This is a genomic window from Sphingomonas sp. (assembly GCF_029239295.1).
Classification (GTDB): Bacteria; Pseudomonadota; Alphaproteobacteria; order Sphingomonadales; family Sphingomonadaceae; genus Sphingomonas.
Genome location: NZ_JAQZBC010000006.1, coordinates 244,573 through 266,669 on the forward strand (window position 1 = coordinate 244,573; position 22,097 = coordinate 266,669).

A 22,097-nucleotide genomic window follows, 5' to 3' on the forward strand; every position below is an offset into this window, starting at 1 on the left:
ATGCCTCAGCGGCTGGCGAGGTGCTGCAGTGCCGGTGAGTCGCGATCATAGACATCGGCGACATATTTCACGCCCCGGCCGGTCTCGGACGGGCTGGCGGTGAAATACATCAGATAGACCGGCACCGGCTCGGGGACTGGCACATGCTGCTCGGGCTGTGAGCTGTCGGGTTTCAGCGGGCGATCGAACAGCCACCGGCCCAGCCGCCCGGCATCCTCCAGCCGGACGCAGCCGTTGGAGAAATGCCGGTCTGCCTTCGTGAACAGGTTCTTTTGTGGTGTGTCGTGGAGGTAGATGCCGTGATCGTTGGGGAACATGAACTTGACCGATCCCATCGAATTGCCACGCCCGGGCAACTCGCGCACGCGCGGCTCAACCGTTCCGTCGGACACGCCCTTCCAGTCGATCGATGCAGACGGGATCACCTGCGCCTCATTGGTCCAATCTGACAGTGCCTCATAGCCCTGCCGCTCCAATGAGGTACCCGCCAGCACCTTGGGCGCGATCCGCTTGCGCACTAGGTCGACCGGAACGTTCCAATAGGGATTGAGCGTGGCGTAGCGGACCAGCCCTGCCATCATCGGCGTCTGCGTCTCCGCCGTGCCGGCGACGACCCGCATCGTCCCCTGTTCCGCCCCGCCGCCGTAATACCACAGCCGTGCCGCCGCCGCGTCTACGACGATGTGCCGCGTGTATGCATCCGGCAGCAGCCGCGCCCGTTCCAGGTTCAGGCGCAATTGCGCGACGCGGTCGACGCTTGCCCCGCCGGTGCCGTTCAGCGCCGCGATCGTCTGGGCGCCGGCGATCCCGTCCGCCGGCAAGCCGCGCGACGCCTGGAACTGCCGCACGCGCGCCCTCAGTTCGGCATCGTAGTTATCGCCATCATCCAGGCCAAGTCGCTCGCGCAGAAGCAGGACGCGCTCGCCGCTCATTCCCGGCTTCAGCAGCGGCCCCGATGGTACGGTGACATAGCTTCGATCTGGCTCGTCGCGCTCACGCTCAGTCTCCGGCGCAGGCATCGCGGCGCGCAACTGAACGTACAGCGGGCTCATCCATCCGAGATTGCGAACATAGTCGACCGTTGATTTGGCCAGCGCCGCCCGCCGAAGCACTTCCTCGGGCTTCAATCGCTTGGGCTTCAGCGTTTCCTCGAGATATTCGATATCGATCGTCGGCTCGCGCATGTCGCGGACCAGGTTACCCAGCGCCCCGCTTAACGCCACTTCCAGATAGGCGAGCGCGCGCGGATTGCCGTCCTGCGCCTCATCGATCAGGCGCCGCAGACGATCGGGCGAATAGCGATTGGGGTTCAGGCCATCGACGCGCACGCTCTCGATCACGTCGATCAGCGCACTCGCCTGCGCACCGGGCCGATCGTCCACGATCCACAGCGGCCAATAGCCGCGTGCACGGTAAAAGTCCTTCAGGTGCCCGCCCACCTGCCCGCGAATTGCCTGCGCAACCGCGTTGGTCGACTCAGCGACTGCGACAGTGTCCTGCGCGGCGGCGACGCTTGGAAGCGCCGCCGCCGGCAGGAGCAAGGTCAGGATAAGCGCCAGCCGGCTTGCGCGCCGCGCCGGCGCGCCCTCGCCAGCCGACAAGCTCAGCCTCGTTCGCCGCGCGGGGTGGGCGGCGGCGGGGGGGGCGGCGGCGGCGGGCAAGGCGGCGCCTGGAAGGCTACATAGACACCATCCGGCGTGTAATAGCCGTCGACCAGACCATCGCCGTTGCGATCAGCGGCTACCGTTCCGGCCAGCGCACCGGGGCCGAGCGGCGGCGCCGGAGCAACCACGTCTTGGCGATTGTCGGCGCAGGCCGTGAGCACGGTGGCTCCCAGCAGCAATGCGCCAAATGTTGCACCCTTCATCGCTATCTCCCTCATCGGCGGGGACTTCAGCCGCCCCAGGCGGACCAAGAACGTTGATAGCGGCAGGATCGTTCCTGATCGGCAACGATCCTAGGGTTTGTCCGGAGCCGTGGGCACGCGGGGGGCCGGGTTGAACCCTTCCCCGACGTGCCGACAGGCCGATTACAGGCGGTCGCGGCGGCCGAGCAGGCGCAGGCGAAGCGCGTTCAGCTTGATGAAGCCTTCCGCGTCGCGCTGGTCGTAGGCGCCTTGGTCGTCCTCGAACGTCACCACCTTTTCGCTGTAGAGCGAGTTGGGTGACTTGCGGCCGACCACGTTGACGCTGCCCTTGTATAGCTTCAGCCGTACCGTGCCGGACACCTTCTCCTGGCTGTGGTCGATTGCCGCCTGCAGCATCTCGCGCTCGGGCGCGAACCAAAAGCCGTTGTACACCAGTTCGGCGTAGCGGATCGCCAGCTCGTCCTTCAGGTGCGCCGCGCCGCGATCCAGCGTCAGCTGCTCGATCCCGCGATGCGCCAGGTGATAGATGGTGCCGCCCGGCGTCTCGTACATGCCGCGGCTCTTCATGCCGACGAAACGGTTCTCGACAAGGTCGAGCCGGCCGATGCCATGCGAGCGGCCGAGCTCGTTCAGCTTGGTCAGCAGCGTCGCTGGCGAACACGCCTCACCGTTCAGCGCCACACCGTCGCCGCGCTCGAAATCGATCGTGATGTATTCCGGCGCGTCGGGTGCGTCTTCCGGGTTTACCGTGCGCGAATAGACGTAATCGGGCACTTCCTCCCACGGATCTTCCAGCACCTTGCCCTCGGACGAGGTGTGCAGCAGGTTCGCGTCGGTCGAGAACGGCGCTTCGCCGCGCTTGTCCTTGGTTACCATGATCTGGTTCTGCTCGGCGAACTCGATCAGGCGGCTGCGGCTGGTGAGATCCCATTCACGCCACGGCGCGATCACCTTAATGTCGGGCGCCAGCGCATAATAGCCGAGCTCGAAGCGGACCTGGTCGTTGCCCTTGCCGGTCGCGCCATGGCTCACGGCATCGGCACCGACCATCTTGGCAATCTCGATCTGGCGCTTGGCGATCAACGGCCGGGCAATCGACGTACCGAGCAGGTACAGCCCCTCGTACATCGCGTTGGCGCGCATCATCGGAAACACGTAATCCTTGACGAACTCTTCGCGCAAGTCGTCGATGAAAATGTGCTCGGGCTTCACGCCGGCCTGCTCCGCCTTGCGACGCGCTGGTTCCAGCTCCTCGCCCTGGCCGAGATCGGCGGTGAAGGTCACGACTTCGCAGTTGTAGGTCTGCTGCAGCCACTTCAGGATGACGCTGGTGTCGAGGCCGCCTGAATAGGCGAGCACGACGCGCTTGATGGAGGAGTCAGTCATGGCGCGCGCGTCTATTCGCTCGCCGCCTCCGCGGCAATCGCGTTTAGATCACCGGGTCGTCAAATGCTGCCACTTCCTGCTCGTCGGGCTCCTGCAGCGCGAACCAGCAATAAGCGAACAGCGCCACGCAACCTACCCCGGCCATCATGTACGGAAGGGAGTGCCAGAAACCGTACAGGCCGACCCCGATCGACGGGCCCAGGACGAAGCTAGCGCCATTGACGCTCGTCACCTTGCCAGCGACCGATCCTTGCGCCGCCGGCCCGACGGCAAGGCTCGATCCCGCAGTGAAGCCCGGCCGGGTGAACCCGAACCCAAGACTGGCCAGCGCATAGCCAGTCGCAATGCCGTAGAGCGACGTGGCGAACCCGGTGATCACCGTTCCCGCGGCGGCGAAAATCAGGCCCACCAGCACCAGCGCGCGGGGCGCCAAGTTCAGCGTCGGGATGATGCCCCATTGCGCCAGCAACGCAGTACCAGCGCCCATCATCAACACGATGCCAGTCGGCTCCAGCGCCATCGACGGGGGCAGACCGAGCCGGTCGATGACCAGGAAGCCAATCGCCTGCCCGGTCATTGCCTGCGCATGACCCATCACCAGGCCCGCAATCATCCAACCCCGTATCCGCCGATCGAAATAGCTGATCTTGACACCGCCTCTGGGCGCGGTGGCACCTCGCACGCTTGCCCCGGTGCCTTGGCCGCCAATGCTGGGGTAACCAGTCGTGCCGCCATGCACCCCCTGGCTCATCCCGCGATCCTCCGGCAGCATGGCGCGCACCGTCAGGAACATTGCGATCCCGAACAGCGTGAAGACAAAGGCAGGTCCGGCCAGACCAATCTCGATCGCGCCGATATGTCCCAGGATCAGATAAGGCGCGATGGCTGGCCCCAGGATGGTGCCAAGGCCAAAGGCGCTGGCGATCAGCGTCAGCGCGCGGGTGCGCTCCTCGCGCGTCGTCTCGCCTGCCACGATCGCCTGAACCGCCGGCGGCGCCGCGGAGCCGAACGTGCCGTAGATCAGCCTGGCCGCGATGAAGAGCAGGAAAGCGGCCGAGCCGCTGATCCACCCATTGATCCCAGCCGCCAGGAAAAGCCCGCAGGTCGCCAGGCTGACGCAGAAACCGCCCATGCCCAGCAGGATCATCAATCGGCGGCCATAGCGGTCCGAACGGTTCGCCCAGAAGGGCGCAGCGATTACCCACAACAGCGCCGATACGGAAAACGCCGCGGCTACCGCGCTGTCCGCGACACCCAGTGAGCGGCCGAGCGCCGGCAGCACCGATTGCAGTGCCGTGTTGCCCGCCGCGATGGTCAGCATCACCATGAACATCAACGCAAATCGTCGGTCGAACGCGCGTCGCTTCTTCCTACGCCTGGGGATGGCGCGGTGTTCTTGCCCCCGATCCTCTGCCATGCGTGTCGATTAGGCGCTTGGGAGCAGCGCGCAACCCCGCTAAGGCAACTGTCTTGCCCGTGCCGCGTTCGGCACAATTGACGATTTTACCGGGGAGTTACTGTTCCTCCATGCCCAGCTCAACCAGTGCGGTGCGCCGCGCCCGAACCAGCAAGGCCGGCGTGCCCAAGCCGTGGCAGATGTTCTTCTCCGGTTTTCTGAAGCATCCGGTCATGGTTGGTTCGGTGATTCCGTCCTCCGCGAAGCTGATCGACAAGATGCTGGCGCCGGTGGACTGGGCCAATTGCAAGGTGTTCGTCGAATATGGTCCGGGGGTCGGCACCTTCTGCCGTCCGATCCTTGAACGGATGGCGCCCGATGCCACGCTGATCGCGATCGACACGAACGAGGACTTCGTCCGCTATCTCGATCACACGATCGTCGATTCCCGTTTCGTCGCGGTCCACGGCTCGGCGGCCGACGTTGAGTCGATCGTGGCCGAAAATGGCCACGAGAAGGCCGATTATGTCCTGTCTGGTCTGCCGTTCTCCACGTTGCCGGCCGGTGTCGGGCCGGCAATTGCGGAGGCGACGCACCGCGTCCTTCGCACGGACGGCGCGTTCCTAGTGTATCAGTTCAGTCCCAAGGTGCGGGATTTCCTGTCGCCGCACTTCGCGCGCATCGACCATGATATGGAATGGTGGAACGTCCCACCGGCACAGCTCTATTGGTGCTGGAAGGACTGATCATAGGGGCTGGCCCGCTTGCGAAGGGCTGCCCGCCGAAAATCACCTCCAATGAAAAGCCCCGCCAGTCTCCTGACAGGCGGGGCTTTCTCGATGTTCGTGCTATCGCGCACTCCGCACCGAGGGCCTATTCGCTTGCCGAACCAGCAGCCATTGGTTTGCGATAATCGAGCGCCGGGGCGCGATTCCCTAGCATTGCTTCATACTTCCAATCGGCGCCGCGAAGCTTCACAAGTTCCGCCTTCGCTTCCGCCAACACCTGCGGGCTACGGAAGAGTTCGGCGGCGGTCAGCGCGATCGTCTTGGCCGCAACAACGCCTCCCTTGGCGCCGATCGACGAGCCCGATGCCGCGACCGCCTGCCAGCTGTGCGCCGGCGTGCCCGGAACCCAGGTTGCGGTGCCGAGCCCGACAGTCGGCGTCACCCAGCTGATATCCGACACGTCGGTCGACCCGCCGCCATCACCGCGCCAGATCTCGCCGACCTCAGCCGCGCTGGTCAGCGGCTTCTGCGCGGGAAGCGTTTTCTGGATCTTCCCGGCCCATTCGAGCTCCTGCGGGGTCCATTTCGGCGCGCCGACCGCTGCGAGATTGCGGTGCATTACGTTAGCGAGCGTATCGTTGCCGAGCATCGAATAGACGCCGCCGGTCGCCTCGAACTCCTGCGTCGTTCCGGTCGCGATCGCGGCCCCCTCGGCGGCCTTTTGCACCCGCGCCATCACCGACTTCACCACGGCCGGATCGGTGTGGCGAACGTAATAATAGCTCTCGGCAAAGTCGGGCACCACGTTCGGTGCCTCGCCGCCGTTGGTGACGACGTAGTGGATGCGCGTCGACATCGGGATATGTTCGCGCAGGTAGTTGACCGCGACGTTCATCACCTCGACCCCGTCCATCGCGGAGCGGCCCTTGTCCGGGGCAGCCGAGGCATGCGCGCTGAGGCCGCGGAAGCGGAACTTGCCGGAGATGTTCGCCTGGCTTTTGCCGACGCTGACGCTGTTGGAATCGCCGGGGTGCCAGTGCAGCGTTGCATCGACATCATCGAACAGCCCGGCGCGGACCATATAGACCTTGCCCGAGCCACCTTCCTCGGCCGGCGTGCCGTAGATCCGCAGTTCGCCAGCCACCTTGTTGGCGATCATCCAGTCCTTGATCGCCAGCGCGGCCGTGATGCTCGCCGCGCCGAAGATGTTGTGGCCGCAGGCATGGCCGGCGACCTTGCCGGGGATTACCTGCTTTTCGGGCGCAGTCGTTTGCGCGAGGCCGGGAAGCGCATCAAATTCCGCCAGGATGGCGATGACTGGGCCCTGGCCGTTCTTGAAGGACGCGACGAAGGCCGTCGGCATGCCCGCGACGCCGGGCGTCACCGTGAAGCCGCCCTTCTTTAACTGGGTCTGCAGAAGCCCGGAGCTTTTCGTTTCCTGATATCCGACCTCGGACAGATCCCAGATCGCCTTTGCGGTGGCAGCGAGCGCATCGCCGCGGCCGTCGACGTTGGCGACGATCGCGCCACGCTGCGCATCAGGCAGGGCCTGCGCCTGGGCGGCGACGGGCAACAGCGCGGTCGCGCTCAACAGCAGGCTGGCAATGCGCATCATGGGCGATCCTTCGTGTGATAATTCTTGAGGTCCGGCGAGCTTACTTCACGCCAATCGCCGCCGCATCCGGCCGGCGGGAATCGGCGGCGCCGAGGAAGCGCGTGCCATCCACCATGATCGACTGGGTGCTTCCCATCGTGTTCGACGGCCGCACCTTGTGCCCCCGTGCCTGGAGCAATGGCACGATGTCCGGCGAGAAGCCTTCCTCCAGTTCCAGCGGTGCATCGCCGCCGCCTTGGTTCACGCGCGGACGCTGAGCAGCTTCCGCGACGTTGAGGCCGTGATCGAGGACGTTGGACAGGAGCTGGACCATCGTCGCGATGATATATCCGCCGCCCGGCGTGCCGGTGACCAGCCAGGGCTTTTCATCCTTGAAGACGATGATCGGCGTGATCGTCGATCCCACCCGCTTGCCGGGTACCGGCAGCGTCGCCTTGTCATCACCCGATCGGCCCCAGGCAAGATTGCCCAGCGAGTTGTTGAGCAGCACGCCGGTACCCGGCGCGACGACATGCGCACCGTAGGAGGCCGACAGCGTATAGGTGTTGCTCACTGCATTTCCGGCCGCGTCGGCGATCGAATAATGCGTCGTATCCTGGCTCTCGTACGGATAGGGGTTGCCGTCGGCGGCCTCCTTCGCGCCCATCGATCGGTCGGGGCGGATCAGCTTGGCGCGTTCGGCGGCATAGCCCTTGGAGGCGAGACCCTTCGTCGGCGAGCGCCAGTCCGGTCCGCCACCGACGAGGCGACGATCGGCCGACACCAGCTTCATCGTTTCGGAGAGCAGGTGAAGGTTCGCCACCGACCCCCAGCGCTGCTCCCGCACCGGGAAGGTCTCCAAGATGTTCATCGCCTGGGCAACGCTGACGCCCGACGCGGTCGGCGGCATGTACGCGATCTTCTGCCCGCGATAGCTGGACCAGATCGGCGCCGAGACGATGGCCTTGTAGTTCGCCAGGTCCTTCGCATCGATCACGCCGCCGCCGGCCTTGATCCCGGCGGCGAGCCGCTGGGCGAGTGGGCCGGTGTAGAAGCCGTCGCGCCCCTTGGCGGCAATCACCTTCAGCGTCGCGGCAAGATCCGGCTGCTTCCACAGCTCTCCCGGCGCATAGGCGCCGCCATCGGGCTTGAAGAACATCGCGAGCGCCGCGGGGTCGTCGGCCATCGCGGCCTTCTGATCGGCATTCGCCTTGGCCTCGTCATCCGACAGGATGACGCCCTGCTCCGCCATCGCGATCGCCGGCGCGACCAGCGTGCCCCAAGGCATCGATCCGAAGCGCTTATGCGCCTCCCACAATCCCGCGACGGTGCCGGGGATCGACACGCCCTTCATCGAATAGCCCTTGGCCGGATCGAAGCGGCCGTTGGCACCAAGCAGCAGGTCAGGCGTGGTATGGCGGCTGGCCTGGCCGTAATAGTCGATCGCGATGTCCTGTGCCGGCTTGCCGTCCTTCGCGGCCATATGGACCAGCATATAGCCACCGCCGCCGATGTTGCCGGCCCGCGGCAGAGTGACGGAGAGCGCGAATCCCATCGCGACCGCCGCGTCGACGGCATTGCCGCCTTTGCGCAGGATCTCCGCACCGACCTTCGATGCGATCACGTTCTGGCTGACGACCATGCCGCCACGACCGATTACCGGTTTGTGGATCTGATCGTAGGCAACGATGTCCCCGCCCGTTCCGGTGCGGGGGGGCGGTGCGCCCTCCTGCGCCAAAAGCGGGGTTGCAAGCGCGAGAAGCGCGGCGGCGGTAGCGAGGCGGCGCATCAGAAGGTCGACCGCAGGTTGGCGTACCAGTAGCGCGCGTACGGCGTGTAGAGCGATCCAAGGAACCCGCTGGTCGCCAGCGGCGGCTGCTTGTCCGTCAGGTTACGCACACCGATGCGGAAGCGGTGCTGACCCTCCCCACGGCTACGATCGCCGAATTCCACCTGGCCGTAGAGGTTGATCGTGGTGCGACCATCGACCCGCCAAGGCACACCATTCACTGTTCCGTCCGTATCGTTCACATCGCTGGTATAGCTGGTGAAGGTACCGACCTGGAACGGTCCTGAGGACCAGGTCAGCGAACCGCTGACGCGCCATTCCGGCTTTCCGTTCTGACGAACCAGCTCACCCCCGTCGACGATCACGATGTCGCGATTGATCGTGCCCGCTGCGCGCGCGTCGATCAGCGTCTGCACACCCGGCGAAGGCGTGAGGAAATAGCTCTTCAGATAAGCCGCGTTCACGTTTGCGACGATCTTGCCGATCCCGAAATCACGCACGCGCCAGTTGAAGCCGAAATCCCAGCCCGAAACGGTCTGCGGCTGAAGGTTCTGATACTGATCGTTGACGAACTGCACGCGGCCGACCGGCGCGATGCCGCTGCCGTTGAACAGCGCGATGTCATCCGCCGTGGGAGCGGCGCGGATGACGTTCGCATCGCTCGAGCCGCCGACACGCAGCAGATAATCGTTGATGAGCGCATTGGCCTCACCAAAGATGCCGACGATGTCTCGCTGTTTGATGTTCCAATAATCGGCAGTCAGCGTGATCCGGCCCACCGCATCGTCGAGGAAGCTGGGCTGAAGGACGACACCGGCGGTCCAGTTGGTCGACTGTTCCGGCTTCAGGTTCGGGTTGCCGGCACGCTGCGCGGTGGTGGCGAAGCTCTGCGTGCAATTGGTGAAGGAGCTGATCGCGCCCGTCCGCAGCTGCGCCTCGCAGCGGATCGGATCGAGCCGCGTGTTGGACCGCGTAACGAGCTGTGCGTTGACCTGCTCCAGGTTCGGTGCACGGAAGCTCTCGGCATAGGAGCCGCGCAGGCGGATGCCTGGGATGACGTCCCAGGCGCCGGCGATCTTCGGCTTGGCGACCGAGCCGGCGTCCGAATAATTCTCGAACCGTCCAGCCAGCTGAAATTCGAGCCGGTTGACCAGCGGGATGTTCATGTCCGGCGAGATCACCGGGACCGCGGCTTCGACATAGGCACCAAAGACGTTGCGGCTGCCGCGCGTATCAGGCGAGTTGCTGGTCCCGACGAGGTCCGACGGATTGACGAAGCCCGTCACGCTGTCCCTGAACTGGATAGTGCCGTCGACGCGCGGGTCGCGATCGTCGAGTTGGGTTTCGCGGCGCGCCTCGACACCGAAAGCCACGCCGAGGTTGCCGGCGGGAAGAGCCAGCAGGTCAGCCTTTGAACCCTTTAGGTCGGCCAGCGCCAGCGTCGCCTTGCTCCGGCGCGTGGTGGTGATGCGGATTGCGTCGATTGCGGCCTGATTCGACAGGGTCGTGTCGGCCAAGCTCGGCGAGGCCAGATTGCCGCCGTTGAAGGGGTTGTACGCGTCCGGCGTCGCAAGGCCGAGCTGCCGCTGCAGCAACGTAGCACTGATCCCGGTCGAGCTATCAGTGACAGTCGCTTCCGAGTACAGCGCAGCGCTCTCGAAATCGATCCCGAACAGGTTGAAGCGGACACCCGCCAGCGCGCGCCACTGCTCATTGTCGACGTCGACGATGTTAGGCCCGAAGTCGGAAAAATTATAGCTCGTCAGCGTGACGTCGAGGCCAGCCGCGGGTGTGTTGAGGCCCGGGATACGATTGGCACTGCCGACGGCGCCAAACGGGTTGTAGTAATTGCTGGCGGGGATCACGATCGGTCCCGCTGCGAGCGTACCGGGCGAGCTCTGGATGCTGTTGGTCGTCGCGCGGTAATAGGCCGCCTCACCGAACACCTCGAGCGAGTCCGTCAGCTCGTAATTGCCGTTCGCGAAGAGATTGTATCGCTCAACCTTGGGCAAGATTGTCCGATTGTATGCGCGGGTCTGGTCGAACCGCAGGTTGCGATCGCCGAGTGCGGTGTTGTTGCCATCGTCGATGCAAATGCCGGCATTCGAGGGGACGCCCGCGGTGCAGCCGCCGTTCGCCGTCGGCTGAATGTGGAAAACGCCGGCCGCACTGGTCACGAGCGCGCCCGTGGCGCCGCTGCCCTGCCGCACGGGCACGCCGCCGCGCGTGGTGAACACGCCCCACGGCGTGATCGTCGAACGGCCGTCGATCAGCGTCAGCCCTTCAAGCGCGGTGCCGACGAACAATGGGCTCTTGTCGTCGGAGGCGGTATATTCCTGGTCCGCTGCCCGCATCATCGTGCGCGATTCACGCGAGGCGAAGATCGTGATGTTGCCGCGATCGCCCAGCCGGGTGCCGGCGAGAAGGTTCAGATTGGTTTCGAGCAGGTTGGTGTCTTCGCCGAACCCGACCTGTCCTTCCATCTGGACGCCAACAAAATCGGTCTGGAGGACGGTGTTGACCACGCCAGCCACCGCATCGGAGCCGTAGATTGCGGCGGCGCCGTCACGCAGCACTTCGAGGCGCTCGATGCCAAACGCCGGGATGGTGTTGCTGTTGACGGTCAGGACGGGAACGAGGTTCTCGTTGGCGCGGCTGGTCGGGTGATTGACGACGCGGCGGCCGTTCAACAGCACGAGCGTGTTGCCAACGCCCAAGTTGCGCAGGTTCACCGACCCGACGTCGCCACGAGCCGCGTTCGAGCTGTTGGGCAGGTAGCTGGCGTTAAACGTCACGTCGCCAAGCTGCGGGATGGAGCGCAGCAGTTCGTCGCCAGACGTTGCGCCGATCGCGGCGAGATCCTCCTGACCAACTACGGTGACCGGCAGCGCCGCGGCGACGGAGCTGCCACGGATCTGGCTGCCGACGACGACGATGTCATCCGCCGGCGCGACCGGATCACCCTGTACCGCGGCTTCGACAGCTTGCGTCGCAGCCGAGTTGTCCGACGACGGCGCGGGCTGGCTTTGCGCAAGGGCGGAGCTCGAAATGATTATTGAAGCCGATGCCGTAGTTGCCAGAAAAAACCCGCGTGTGATCATCGGTACACCCCCTGAAATTTTGTGATTGGACCCTCCCCCCGGAGGATCCTCGAACCGTATCCGGCTGGCGGTCATGTCGCGGGACTTCGCAATCCGGTCCAGACCTCAGAAGAGCTTTCGTTGCGACTGATGCAAAGCCGCAACATTTAAGTTGCGCGCGACGGGATCCGATTTTTCTAAAATATCAAAAGTCTAACCCTGCCCGGAACGTCCGTATTGTGCGCGCACGACTTGTTGGGCGCAAAAATTATTGCCGTGCGCCGACCTTTTCTCATCATCTAAATCAATACGGGATCAGAATGGGAGGATAGACGCAGTCAATGGAGGACGCGATCCAAGACACCTCACAGGTGTGAACGCACACGAGTTTGGTTCAACCGACGCACGGCGATTTGCTGTCGTCGACAAACGGCCGGGGTAGCCGGGGTGAATAGTGCATTCGAGCCTGCGCCGTTGACGCTGTCGGTCGAAGTTATGGCGATCAGGGAGTTCGCGCCTGGCTGCTACGATCGCAACGGCCGGAAAAACGGCGATCAACAAGAGGCAATGATCTCTGCGCTCGGCAGCTTCAAACTTGGTGAGTGCCTGTGAAGGCGCATCACTGATAGCCGCCGGGTTTCGGGGCTCATCACCAGACAACCTGGGCACCGATACAGGCTGAGAAGCCAACACACTGTAGCGGCTGCCAACACTGCGCTCCGCTCTGCGCGTGCGCAAAACAGAGTGGGGAGCGCGGCAAACCTGCTACAATCCCAGCGCTGACGCCAGGATCAGTAACCCGCGATGCGGAGAAGAGCGGTGACTGAGGATATGTAACCTACAGCGACCGCAAACGGCCTCCATTTCACCAGGATCAAAGTTCGCGATCGGAGGGGAAATGGTGGGCGCGACAGGGATTGAACCTGTGACCCCACCCGTGTGAAGGGTGTGCTCTACCGCTGAGCTACGCGCCCGGGGAGCCTTTCAGCTCGAAACCGGAAGCGGGCCTTTAGGGGGCATCCCGCCCCCTGTCCAGCCCGCCACCACAACAATTTAGTTCAACGAATCCTTCAGCACCTTTCCTGCCTTGAACTTTGGCTGGCTGGACGCCTTGATCGTCATTGGCTCACCCGTCCGCGGGTTGCGACCGGTTGACGCCTTGCGCTTGGTTACGGCGAAGGTACCGAAGCCGACCAGTCGCACCTCGTCCCCCTTCTTGAGCTGCGCGGTGATCGTGTCGAACACAGCCTCGACCGCGCGCACGGCATCGCCCTTTGCGAGTCCCGACGCATTCGCCACGGCCGCAATCAACTCCTGCTTGTTCATGCACGGACCCCCGTCTGATGTGCGTATTGGTGAAAAATGGATTCGGCCCAGCGATGGGCTGATCAAACCAGTAAGGCGGCTGCCCCGCGCCCTGTCAAACGAAACCACGGCGGCTGCGACAAACCACCGTGGTCCGTGAGGCCATTAATCAGAACGACTTAATGGTGAAGTTCGCCCCCCGCCGGGGAGATCGGCGCGGGCGGCTGAGCGGCCAGCTCGTCCGCATCGGTCCAGTCGATCGCTTCGAGTGGCTCGGTGAGCGCGAGGCGAAGCACCTCGTCGACGTGCGTCACCGGGATGATCTTCAGGCCGTCCTTGATGTTCTGCGGGATGTCCGCGAGGTCCTTCTCGTTCTCCTGCGGGATCAGCACGGTGCTGATACCACCGCGCAGCGCCGCGAGCAGCTTCTCCTTCAGGCCACCGATCGGCAGCACCCGGCCACGCAGGGTGACCTCGCCGGTCATGGCCACTTCCTTCTTCACCGGCACGCCGGTCAGCGTGGAAACAATGCAAGTGACGAGGCCGATGCCGGCCGACGGGCCGTCCTTCGGCACCGCGCCCTCCGGCAGGTGGACGTGAACGTCCTTGCGGTGGAACAGGCTCGGCTTGATCCCGTAGGACGGCGCGCGCGCCTTGATGAAGCTCATCGCCGTCTCCGCCGATTCCTTCATCACGTCGCCGAGCTTGCCGGTCAGCTTGATCGCGCCCTTGCCGGGCACCGTTACGCTTTCGATCGTCAGCAGCTCGCCGCCCACTTCGGTCCAGGCAAGGCCAGTGACGGCACCGATCTGGTTCTCCTCCTCGCTGAGCCCGTGGCGATACTTCTGCACGCCCGCGAACTCGTGCAGGTTCTCCGGCGTGATGGTCACGCTGGTTGCCTTGCCTTCCAGGATCTGGCGCAGCGCCTTGCGCGCAAGCTTCGCGATCTCGCGCTCCAGCGTGCGCACACCCGCCTCGCGGGTGTAACGCTGGATCAAAGCGCGCAGGCCTTCCGGAGTCAGCGTGAACTCGCCGTCCTTCAGCCCGTGCGCCTCGATCTGCTTCGCGATCAGGTGACGCTCGGCGATCTCGACCTTCTCGTCCTCGGTGTAGCCTTCGAGGCGGATGATCTCCATGCGATCGAGCAGCGGCTGCGGCAGGTTCATCGTGTTCGCCGTGCAGACGAACATCACGTCGCTGAGATCGATGTCGATCTCCAGATAGTGATCGTTGAACTTGCTGTTCTGCTCCGGATCCAGCACCTCGAGCAGCGCCGAGGCCGGGTCGCCGCGGAAATCCTGACCCAGCTTGTCGATCTCATCGAGCAGGAATAGCGGGTTCGCCGCCCCAGCCTTCTTCAGGTTGGTTACGATCTTGCCCGGCAACGAGCCAATGTAGGTACGGCGGTGACCGCGAATCTCGGCCTCGTCACGCACGCCGCCCAGCGACTGGCGGATGAACTCGCGCCCCGTCGCCTTGGCGATCGACTTGCCGAGGCTCGTCTTGCCCACGCCCGGCGGGCCGACGAGGCACAGGATCGGCCCCTTCAGCTTGTTGGTGCGCGCCTGGACCGCGAGATATTCGACGATCCGGTCCTTCACCTTCTCCAGCGCATAATGATCCTCGTCGAGGATCGCCTGCGCAGCGGCGATGTCCTTCTTCAGCTTGCTCTTCTTGCCCCACGGCAGGCCGAGCAGCACGTCGAGATAGTTGCGCACGACGGTCGCCTCGGCGCTCATCGGCGCCATGGTCTTCAGCTTCTTCAGCTCGGCAGTCGCCTTGGTTCGCGCTTCCTTGCTGAGCTTCAGCGTCGCGATCTTCTGAGTCAGCTCGCCGATCTCGTCGCCGTCGCCTTCCTCGCCCTCATTACCGAGTTCGCGCTGAATCGCCTTCAGCTGCTCGTTGAGGTAATATTCGCGCTGCGTCTTCTCCATCTGGCGCTTGACGCGGCTCTTGATCTTCTTCTCGACTTGCAGAACGCCGAGTTCGCCCTCCATGAAGGCGTAGACCATCTCCAGGCGGCGCGCAGGATCGGATTCGATCAGCAACGACTGCTTGTCCGCGACCTTGATCGAGATGTTGCCGGCTACCGCATCAGCGAGGCGCGAGGCATCTTCGATCTCGCCAAGCTGCGAGGCGGTTTCCGCGGGCAGCTTGCGGTTCAGCTTCGCATAGTTTTCGAACTGATCGATGACAGAGCGCATCAGCGCCGACACCTCGGTGCCTTCCGCTTCGACTTCATCGATTGGGGTCACTTCGGTCGTCACATAGCTGCCGGCATCGACGAGGCCCCCAAGCCGACCGCGCTGCTTGCCTTCGACCAGCACGCGAACCGTGCCGTCGGGAAGCTTCAGCAATTGGAGCACGGTCGCGGTGACGCCAATGTCATAGAGGTCGTCGGCCTTGGGGTCATCCTCGGCCGGATCAAGCTGCGCGACGAGGAAGATCTCCTTGTCGGCAGCCATCGCAGCTTCCAACGCAGCAACCGACTTGTCGCGGCCAACGAACAGCGGCACGATCATGTGCGGGAAAACGACAATGTCGCGCAGGGGCAGAAGAGGGTAGGTCTGGGTCATGAAAACTCCGGCGCCGCTTCGAACAGGCGGCGATTTGCAGTGTATATGGGGTTGCGCGCTTGTCCATCAATCGCCGCGTGTCGCTTGCGGAGCCAATGACCTGCTGGAACATTCCGTTCCCGCATGATCCCGCTTCTTTTGCTGATCGCCGCTGCGTCCTCGCTTCCAGACAAGGGCCAGCCACCGCTTACCGCACAGACACGGGTCTCCGGCGGCGCGCGCCCTGCCGAACAGACCGCGGTCAGATTCGACCACGCCGACCTGTCGTTTGAGGTTCTACCGCGCCAGCGGCGTATTCGCGGCGACGCGCTCCTGACGTTTACCGCGCGGGCACCCCTGACTCGCCTGGTGATTGACCTTGATCGCAATCTTCCAGTGTCGTCCATCGCCATCGATGGGGCACCCCTGCCACGTCGTGCGTGGAGCAATCCGGAGGGGCAACTGACGATCGCTCTCCCACGTCCGGTCGCCGCTGGAGAGACAGTGAAGGCGCGTATCGCCTATGGCGGCACGCCGCATGTTGCGCTGAATGCGCCGTGGGACGACGGCATTGTCTGGAGCACGACGCCGGACGGACGACCCTGGGTCGCCACCACGACGCAGGGTTATGGGTGCGATCAGTTGTGGCCGTGCCTCGACTTTCCGGCAGGAGAGCCCGCCGCCGTCGACCTCCACATCACCGTGCCGCCGGGGTTGAAGGCGCCGTCGAACGGACGCCTCACCGGGGTGGACACGCTAAGCGATGGACGGACGCGCTGGAACTGGCGGGCTCGTCAACCGAATACCTATGCTATCGCACTGGCGGCGGGACCTTTTGAGGAGCTTACCGGGACCTACCGGAGCCGCTACGGCAACGAAATCCCGCTGCATTACTGGTACTTGCCGGGAAAGACGGAGCAGGCAAAGGCGCTGTTTGCGGAGTTCGCACCCACGCTGGACTTCTTCGAAGAAGTTATCGGCCCCTACCCTTTTTCCGATGAGAAGGTCGGCGTTGTGGAGACGCCGCACATGGGCATGGAGCACCAGACCATCAACGCCTATGGCAACAATTACGCCAAGGCGCCGGAAGGGTTCGACTGGCTGTTCCACCATGAATTCGCGCACGAGTGGTTCGGCAACCAAATGACCGCAGCGAACTGGGATGACTATTGGCTGCACGAGGGGTTCGCGCAGTACATGCAGCCACTTTACGGCCTGTGGCGTGAAGGCGACGCACGCTATCTCACCATGCTGGAAACGCAGCGTAATCGTATCACCAATAGGGCGCCCATTGTGAAGAACAAGCTGCTGACGGAGGAGGAGGTGTACGAGCCCTCTCTCGGAGGCGCGGGAACCGACATCTACTATAAGGGCGCCTTGACGCTGCACACCTTGCGGTGGCTGATCGGTGATCAGGCCTTCTTCTCTTCGGTGCGTCGTCTCATTTACGGCCGCAAAGACCCGCTTCCTGGAAACTTCCGGCCGCGTTTTGGCTCGACCACGGAGTTCGAGAAGGTCGTAGCGGAAGAGAGCAACCGCGACCTTCGCTGGTTCTTCGATGCCTACCTTCGCCGCGCCAATCTGCCCGATCTTACGATCAATCGCGATGGCGGAGTTCTGCGCCTCACCTGGGCGGCTGGCGGCAGCTTCCCGATGCCGATCGAGATCAAGGTAGGCGACCGGATCGAACGGGTGGCGATGGAGGGAGGGCGCGGGACATTGAGCATTCCCGATGACCGGCACGTCGTCGTCGACCCGATGGCTCGGGTTCTGCGCCGTTCGGTCGCCGTGGAGCAATATCAGGCATGGCAGGCGAGAGCACGCAAGTAGGGCGGCCGTTAGCCGAACAAGCGCCGCAAGCTTCTTTCCAACATCACGAACTGCCAGAGCGTCCGGCCATGATCGGATCGGCCGGCGCGGTGCGCCTCCGCAAGACCCGCCAGCGCAGTGAGATCGAACCAACCGGTGTCCGCCAACGTGCGCGAGCGTGCGAGCGCAGCCGCCTCGCCTGCCAGCGGCCCTCGAAACCACGCGCTCACCGGTGTGACGAAGCCCATTTTCGGCCGGTACAATACCTGTTTCGGCAAATAGCGCTCCATCGCCTTTTTCATTAGCCACTTGCCCTCACCGCGGCGCAGGCGAAGCGAGGCTGGCAGAGAAGCGGCGAAGGACACGAGCCGGTGGTCGAGCAGCGGTTCCCGCGCCTCCAGGCTAACTGCCATGCTGGTTCGATCGGTCTTTGCCAGGATGTCACCGGGCAGCCAGATCTTGATGTCCGCATATTGCGCGCGGTCGATCGCATCGCGCGCGGGCGCTGCGTTCATCGCGGAAACATAGCGGTCCTCTGCCCGATGACCGCCGAGTGCGCGACGCGCCGTATCGGTGAACAAGCGAGTTCGCAGCAGAGGATCGGTTACACCGACCGAGCGAGCATATCCCTCCCCGCCATCCATCGCGAGCGAGAGCAATGTCGTTTTTGCCCGGAGCGGACGCGGCGCCCAATCCGCCTTCGGATAGGCAGCACCCACAGCACCGAAGACGCGGCGGAGCCATGGCGCAGGGAGGAGCGAGCGAACCCGCTCCTCAGCCGCCTGGAACCTATAGCGCCGGTATCCAGCGAAGATCTCGTCGGCACCATCACCTGACAGGGCGACGGTTACCTTCTCCCGAGCCAGCGCGCATACCTGATAGGTAGCCAGTGCCGAGGCATCGGCAAAGGGTTCGTCAAACGCGGCGACGATCCGGTCAATCAGTCCGAAGTCATCCGATCGCACGACCCGTTCGCGATGATCGGTGCGGAACCGATCGGCGACCATCGCGGCATACGCACGCTCATCATGCCCCGCCTCGTCAAAGCCGATCGTGCAGGTCTGCACCGCGTGGGGAGAAGCTTCGGCCATCAGCGCTACCACTGCCGAGCTGTCGACGCCGCCGGACAGGAAGGCACCCAGCGGCACGTCGGCCACAAGGCGTGAGCGAACCGCAGAGCGGAGATGCTCGACCAATTCCTCCTCAAGCGCGCGGGTCGAACCTCGGCGGCGATCGGCGAAGGACACGTCCCACCATTGCACCGGTGGAGGCACGGGTTTCCCACGCTCCACCAGCAAATAGTGGCCGGCGGGCAACTTGCTGACGCCCGCAACGATGCAGGCATCGTCGGGCACATAGCCAAAGGCGAGAAAGTCCTCGACCGCGCGCACGTCCGGCACGCGGCGCAGCAACGGATGTGCGAGCAAGCCCTTCAGTTCCGAGGAAAACGCCAGCGCGCCATCTGCGAGGCGCGCGTAATGAAGTGGCTTCACGCCCAAACGATCGCGCGCCATGAACAGGCGCTGCGACCGAGCATCATGAAGGACGAAGGCGAACATGCCGTCCAGCCGATCAAGCATAGCCGGGCCCCAGGCCGACCATGCCGCCAGCAGCACCTCGGTATCGCCAGCGGTCTGGAACACCCAGCCCTTTGCTCCCAACTCGGCGCGCAATTGCTGATAATTGTAGATGCAACCGTTGAAGAGCACCGACAGTGCCCCGGAGGGGTCATGCATCGGCTGCGGCGATCCCTCGACGTCGATGATCGACAGGCGGCGGTGACCAAATCCGACGCCCGGCGCCGTCCAAACACCCTGGCCGTCCGGACCGCGCGAAGCCATGGCATCCGTCATCGTGCGGATGCGCGCCGGGTCTACCGGCTTGGGCGTCTCAGGATAAAAGAGTCCCGCCAACCCGCACATCAGTGCATCACCGCTGCCGTCGCGTCGTCGATCCGGCCCAGCGAAGCGCGAAACCGCGCGATGGCCGCGGCGGGATCAGACCCCGGGGCTTTCACCGCTGACAGATGCAGCGCGACCGCGCCCGGCTCACCGCCCAGCAGTCGCGCCTTCAACGTGGCGAATTTGACGATGGCGGGCTGGCTGGTCACGATTCCGCCGACCCGGTACCATGTCGCCACGACACGCTCCACTGGCTTCCCGTCGCCGGCCGGGGCGGTGATCCGAACGACGGCTGCACCATCGATCGGCGATAGATCCGCAATCCGCACCCAGCGATCGCCCTCTCGCAAAACGCCAGTGCCGTAGGAGACGATCTCCTTCCCCTCTTCTTGATGAGTGAAGACGGCGACCGCCAGATCGACGGCCTTTCCTTGCGGATCCACATAACGGCCAATCACTTGATGATCGGCAGAGGGATAGAAGGGCTGCCAAGGCGCACGCGTATCTAGCGGTGCACGGGTCCATCCCGGCACGTCGGGCAGGTCGATTGTGGCAGGCAAGGCTTGTGAACGCGCGCCGAGTGCGCTCGCCCAGGCCGGGAACACCGCTGTCGTGGCGACGACCAGCAGCGCGGCAAGCGGCGCGGCAAGGACGTGCGAGGACGGGGCCGCGAGGGACTTCGGATCGAAGGCGGGGTCATCCGGCGCGCGATCAAACCAGCGCCAACCGACTGCCATCACGACGGCCATCACAAGCGCGAAGAAGAGCCAGCCGTAGACGATATGATCAAACCCGGTCGCGGCCTGCAGACCCACCAACTGCGCGGCGTAGATCGTGCCGAAGGCGCGTACTCCATTGGCCAACACGGGCAGCACCAGCGAGATTGCGAGGAACACTGCGCGGCGCCGCGGCGATCGGAAGCAGGTGTTCGCGACGAGTGTCGCGAAGGCCAGCATCGACAGGACGAACTTCGACCCCGAACAAGCCTCGGCAACCTCGAAGTAATAAGGACCGGCGTGGATCAGGACGCCATCCGCCGCGGCCGGCACCCCGGCGAAATGAAGAAGCGGCATGACGATCCGCACCGTCACTTGCTGCAGCGGCGGTTCGAGCCATTCGCCAAACGGTATCGCGAAGAAGGCGTAGGCCAGGGGAAACAGCAGGGCACGGGCGACATGTGGGCCCAGGATGGTCACCACCGCGCCCTCCAATGTGATCAGCAGGCCGAAATGCCGGGCGGCAGCAACGCCCGCGGCCTCACCCACCAGCCATCCCGCGCCTCCCGCAAGGACCAGCGCCAACCCCGGCCACCATGCGGTGGGGATCAACGGGGCAAGCTCCTGCCGCCGGATCCACACCAACCATGCGACCACCGGCAGGATGAACAGGCAGTGGCCGTAAGTGGTGCTGGTCCACCACAGCGTCAGCAGATCGCCGAGGTCGCGGCGGAACAACAGCAGGATTGCCGCTGCGGCAAGCACGAGTATTACCAGCTGCGTGCGCCAGGCGCTTGCCGCGGGCGTAGCGGAGGGTGACGCGGCAAGGCTCATGCTGGTGCCAACCCCATAAGTTCGTCGAGCGGCTTGAGGCGTGCGTCCCAGCCGTAGCGGGCGATCACCTGCTGGCGCGCTGCTGCGCCTAGCGAGGCCGCCTGTGCCGGGTCGTCCAACAGGTCACGGATCTTGCTGGCATAGTCCGCTGCCTGCGCGGCGATCTGGATGGTGCCAGCGTGGTCAATGCCTTCTGCCGCAGCCGGGCTGGCGATGACCGGGCGGGCCATAGCCATCGCCTCCAGCACCTTGTTCTGGATGCCGCGGGCAAGGTGCAGCGGCGCAACCACGACATCCGCAGCGGCGAGCCAGGATTGCACGTCGGCGACCTCTCCGGTCACCGTCACCTGCTCCCCGGCGAGCGAGCGCACCTGCGCCGTCGGCGCGCGCCCGACGATGGCGAAATGCACGTCTGGCAGCAGGGGCGTGACCCTTTGAGCAAACCACGCAACTGCATCCACATTCGGCCGATAATCCATCTGGCCCGTAAAAACGATCAGCGGGTGTGGTGCGGGTGCGGCTACCGCGTGCGCGGGATCGTAGCGGACCGTGTCGATCCCGTTTTCGATCGCGATACTGCCCGGCAGAAGCGCGGCCTCGGGCGCGCTGACGAACAGGCTGGCGGAGACTCGGCTGGCCACGTCTTGCTCGAACGCGTTTAACAGCCTCGCCTCGCGACGCATCATCCACTTAATGGGGCCACGGGCGTCATCGGCGTAGGCGGCGAACTTGGCCGAGTCGAGATCGACGAAATCCATGATGATGCGCGAGAAATCACGCGGCAAATACTGCGCCATCTGACTTGAAAAGGCGTAGATCGCATCGATCGGACGACGGCCGAGTAGATCCTCCACGGCCGCGCCGATCCGCCGATCGGCAAAGGCCGTCAGCGATACGGGGCGGTTGGTGGCCAGTCCCTCCACAGCAGCCCGTGCCTGTGACTTGGAACGCGGCACGAGGATACATTCGTCCACCAGCGCGCGATGATCAGCCGCGACCTCAGCCCCATCGTCGACAAAGGCGACCAAGTGAACGCGCGCGCGCGCCGCCAGGTAGGACAGTATGTTGAAACTACGGATGCGGTCACCGCGGTCGGGCGGGAATGGCGCGCGGTGCGCCAGGAACAATATCTCCACC

At 64.4% G+C, this 22,097-nt stretch carries 15 protein-coding genes and 1 tRNA gene; 3 read left to right on the plus strand and 13 right to left on the minus strand.

The features are described 5' to 3' along the window. Positions 1-5 precede the first annotated feature (5 nt). The 4 genes from K0S66_RS08350 to K0S66_RS08365 all read right to left on the minus strand — a co-directional run bounded on the left by K0S66_RS08350 (position 6) and on the right by K0S66_RS08365 (position 4,586). Positions 6-1,601, minus strand: a complete 1,596-nt coding sequence (locus K0S66_RS08350) for a L,D-transpeptidase family protein (RefSeq protein WP_301074873.1) — start codon at positions 1,599-1,601, stop codon at positions 6-8. Positions 1,602-1,603: 2 nt separating this feature from the next. Then, complete coding sequence (locus K0S66_RS08355) at positions 1,604-1,867, minus strand: hypothetical protein (RefSeq protein ID WP_301074874.1); 264 nt, start codon at positions 1,865-1,867, stop codon at positions 1,604-1,606. A 162-nt stretch (positions 1,868-2,029) separates the two neighbouring features. Then, positions 2,030-3,253 (minus strand): argininosuccinate synthase, encoded by a 1,224-nt coding sequence (locus tag K0S66_RS08360; protein ID WP_301074875.1) that lies wholly within the window; start codon positions 3,251-3,253, stop codon positions 2,030-2,032. A 43-nt stretch (positions 3,254-3,296) separates the two neighbouring features. After that, positions 3,297-4,586, minus strand: a complete 1,290-nt coding sequence (locus K0S66_RS08365; protein WP_301074876.1) for an MFS transporter — start codon at positions 4,584-4,586, stop codon at positions 3,297-3,299. A gap of 194 nt (positions 4,587-4,780) precedes the next feature. On the opposite strand from K0S66_RS08365, the gene K0S66_RS08370 reads away from it, so the two are divergent. Continuing rightward, entirely contained in the window at positions 4,781-5,395 is a 615-nt protein-coding gene (locus K0S66_RS08370) for a methyltransferase domain-containing protein (RefSeq protein ID WP_301074877.1), read from the plus strand. A 127-nt stretch (positions 5,396-5,522) separates the two neighbouring features. Here K0S66_RS08370 and K0S66_RS08375 read toward each other — a convergent pair whose 3' ends face one another. Genes K0S66_RS08375 through K0S66_RS08385 form a run of 3 tightly spaced genes read right to left on the minus strand, consistent with a single transcriptional unit; the run spans position 5,523 to position 11,861 of the window. Further along, a complete protein-coding gene (locus tag K0S66_RS08375; RefSeq protein WP_301074878.1) occupies positions 5,523-6,992 on the minus strand; it encodes an amidohydrolase in 1,470 nt (489 codons plus the stop codon). A gap of 40 nt (positions 6,993-7,032) precedes the next feature. Next, the gene (ggt, locus tag K0S66_RS08380; protein WP_301074879.1) at positions 7,033-8,760 is read right to left on the minus strand and encodes a gamma-glutamyltransferase; all 1,728 of its coding nucleotides are present in this window, start codon (positions 8,758-8,760) and stop codon (positions 7,033-7,035) included. Next, positions 8,760-11,861: a TonB-dependent receptor gene (locus tag K0S66_RS08385; protein ID WP_301074880.1), complete on the minus strand. Its 3,102-nt coding sequence runs from the start codon at positions 11,859-11,861 to the stop codon at positions 8,760-8,762. Before K0S66_RS08385 ends, ggt begins: the two co-directional genes overlap by 1 nt. Before the next feature lie 453 nt (positions 11,862-12,314). On the opposite strand from K0S66_RS08385, the gene K0S66_RS08390 reads away from it, so the two are divergent. Further along, the gene (locus K0S66_RS08390; protein ID WP_301074881.1) at positions 12,315-12,452 is read left to right on the plus strand and encodes a hypothetical protein; all 138 of its coding nucleotides are present in this window, start codon (positions 12,315-12,317) and stop codon (positions 12,450-12,452) included. A gap of 287 nt (positions 12,453-12,739) precedes the next feature. Here the strand turns inward: K0S66_RS08390 and K0S66_RS08395 are convergent. From K0S66_RS08395 to lon, 3 genes are all read right to left on the minus strand, one after another. Further along, positions 12,740-12,814: transfer RNA gene (locus K0S66_RS08395), tRNA-Val, on the minus strand. A 79-nt stretch (positions 12,815-12,893) separates the two neighbouring features. Then, complete coding sequence (locus K0S66_RS08400) at positions 12,894-13,166, minus strand: HU family DNA-binding protein (RefSeq protein ID WP_301074882.1); 273 nt, start codon at positions 13,164-13,166, stop codon at positions 12,894-12,896. 158 nt (positions 13,167-13,324) lie between these two features. Then, positions 13,325-15,721 (minus strand): endopeptidase La, encoded by a 2,397-nt coding sequence (gene lon / locus K0S66_RS08405; RefSeq protein ID WP_301074883.1) that lies wholly within the window; start codon positions 15,719-15,721, stop codon positions 13,325-13,327. A 123-nt stretch (positions 15,722-15,844) separates the two neighbouring features. Here lon and K0S66_RS08410 point away from each other — a divergent pair, with 123 nt between their 5' ends. Continuing rightward, the gene (locus tag K0S66_RS08410; protein ID WP_301074884.1) at positions 15,845-17,530 is read left to right on the plus strand and encodes a M1 family metallopeptidase; all 1,686 of its coding nucleotides are present in this window, start codon (positions 15,845-15,847) and stop codon (positions 17,528-17,530) included. Positions 17,531-17,538: 8 nt separating this feature from the next. On the opposite strand, the gene K0S66_RS08415 is transcribed toward K0S66_RS08410, so the two are convergent. The 3 genes from K0S66_RS08415 to K0S66_RS08425 are packed head-to-tail and all read right to left on the minus strand — an operon-like array spanning position 17,539 to position 22,096. Then, positions 17,539-19,431, minus strand: coding sequence for an XrtA/PEP-CTERM system amidotransferase (locus K0S66_RS08415; RefSeq protein ID WP_301074885.1), 1,893 nt, complete (start codon positions 19,429-19,431; stop codon positions 17,539-17,541). Beyond that, positions 19,431-20,960 carry an exosortase A gene (gene xrtA, locus K0S66_RS08420; RefSeq protein WP_301074886.1) on the minus strand — a complete coding sequence of 510 codons (1,530 nt, stop codon included), beginning with the start codon at positions 20,958-20,960 and terminating at the stop codon, positions 19,431-19,433. Before xrtA ends, K0S66_RS08415 begins: the two co-directional genes overlap by 1 nt. Then, positions 20,957-22,096 (minus strand): TIGR03087 family PEP-CTERM/XrtA system glycosyltransferase, encoded by a 1,140-nt coding sequence (locus K0S66_RS08425; RefSeq protein WP_301074887.1) that lies wholly within the window; start codon positions 22,094-22,096, stop codon positions 20,957-20,959. The genes xrtA and K0S66_RS08425 overlap by 4 nt, the downstream gene beginning before the upstream one ends. Position 22,097 lies beyond the last annotated feature (1 nt).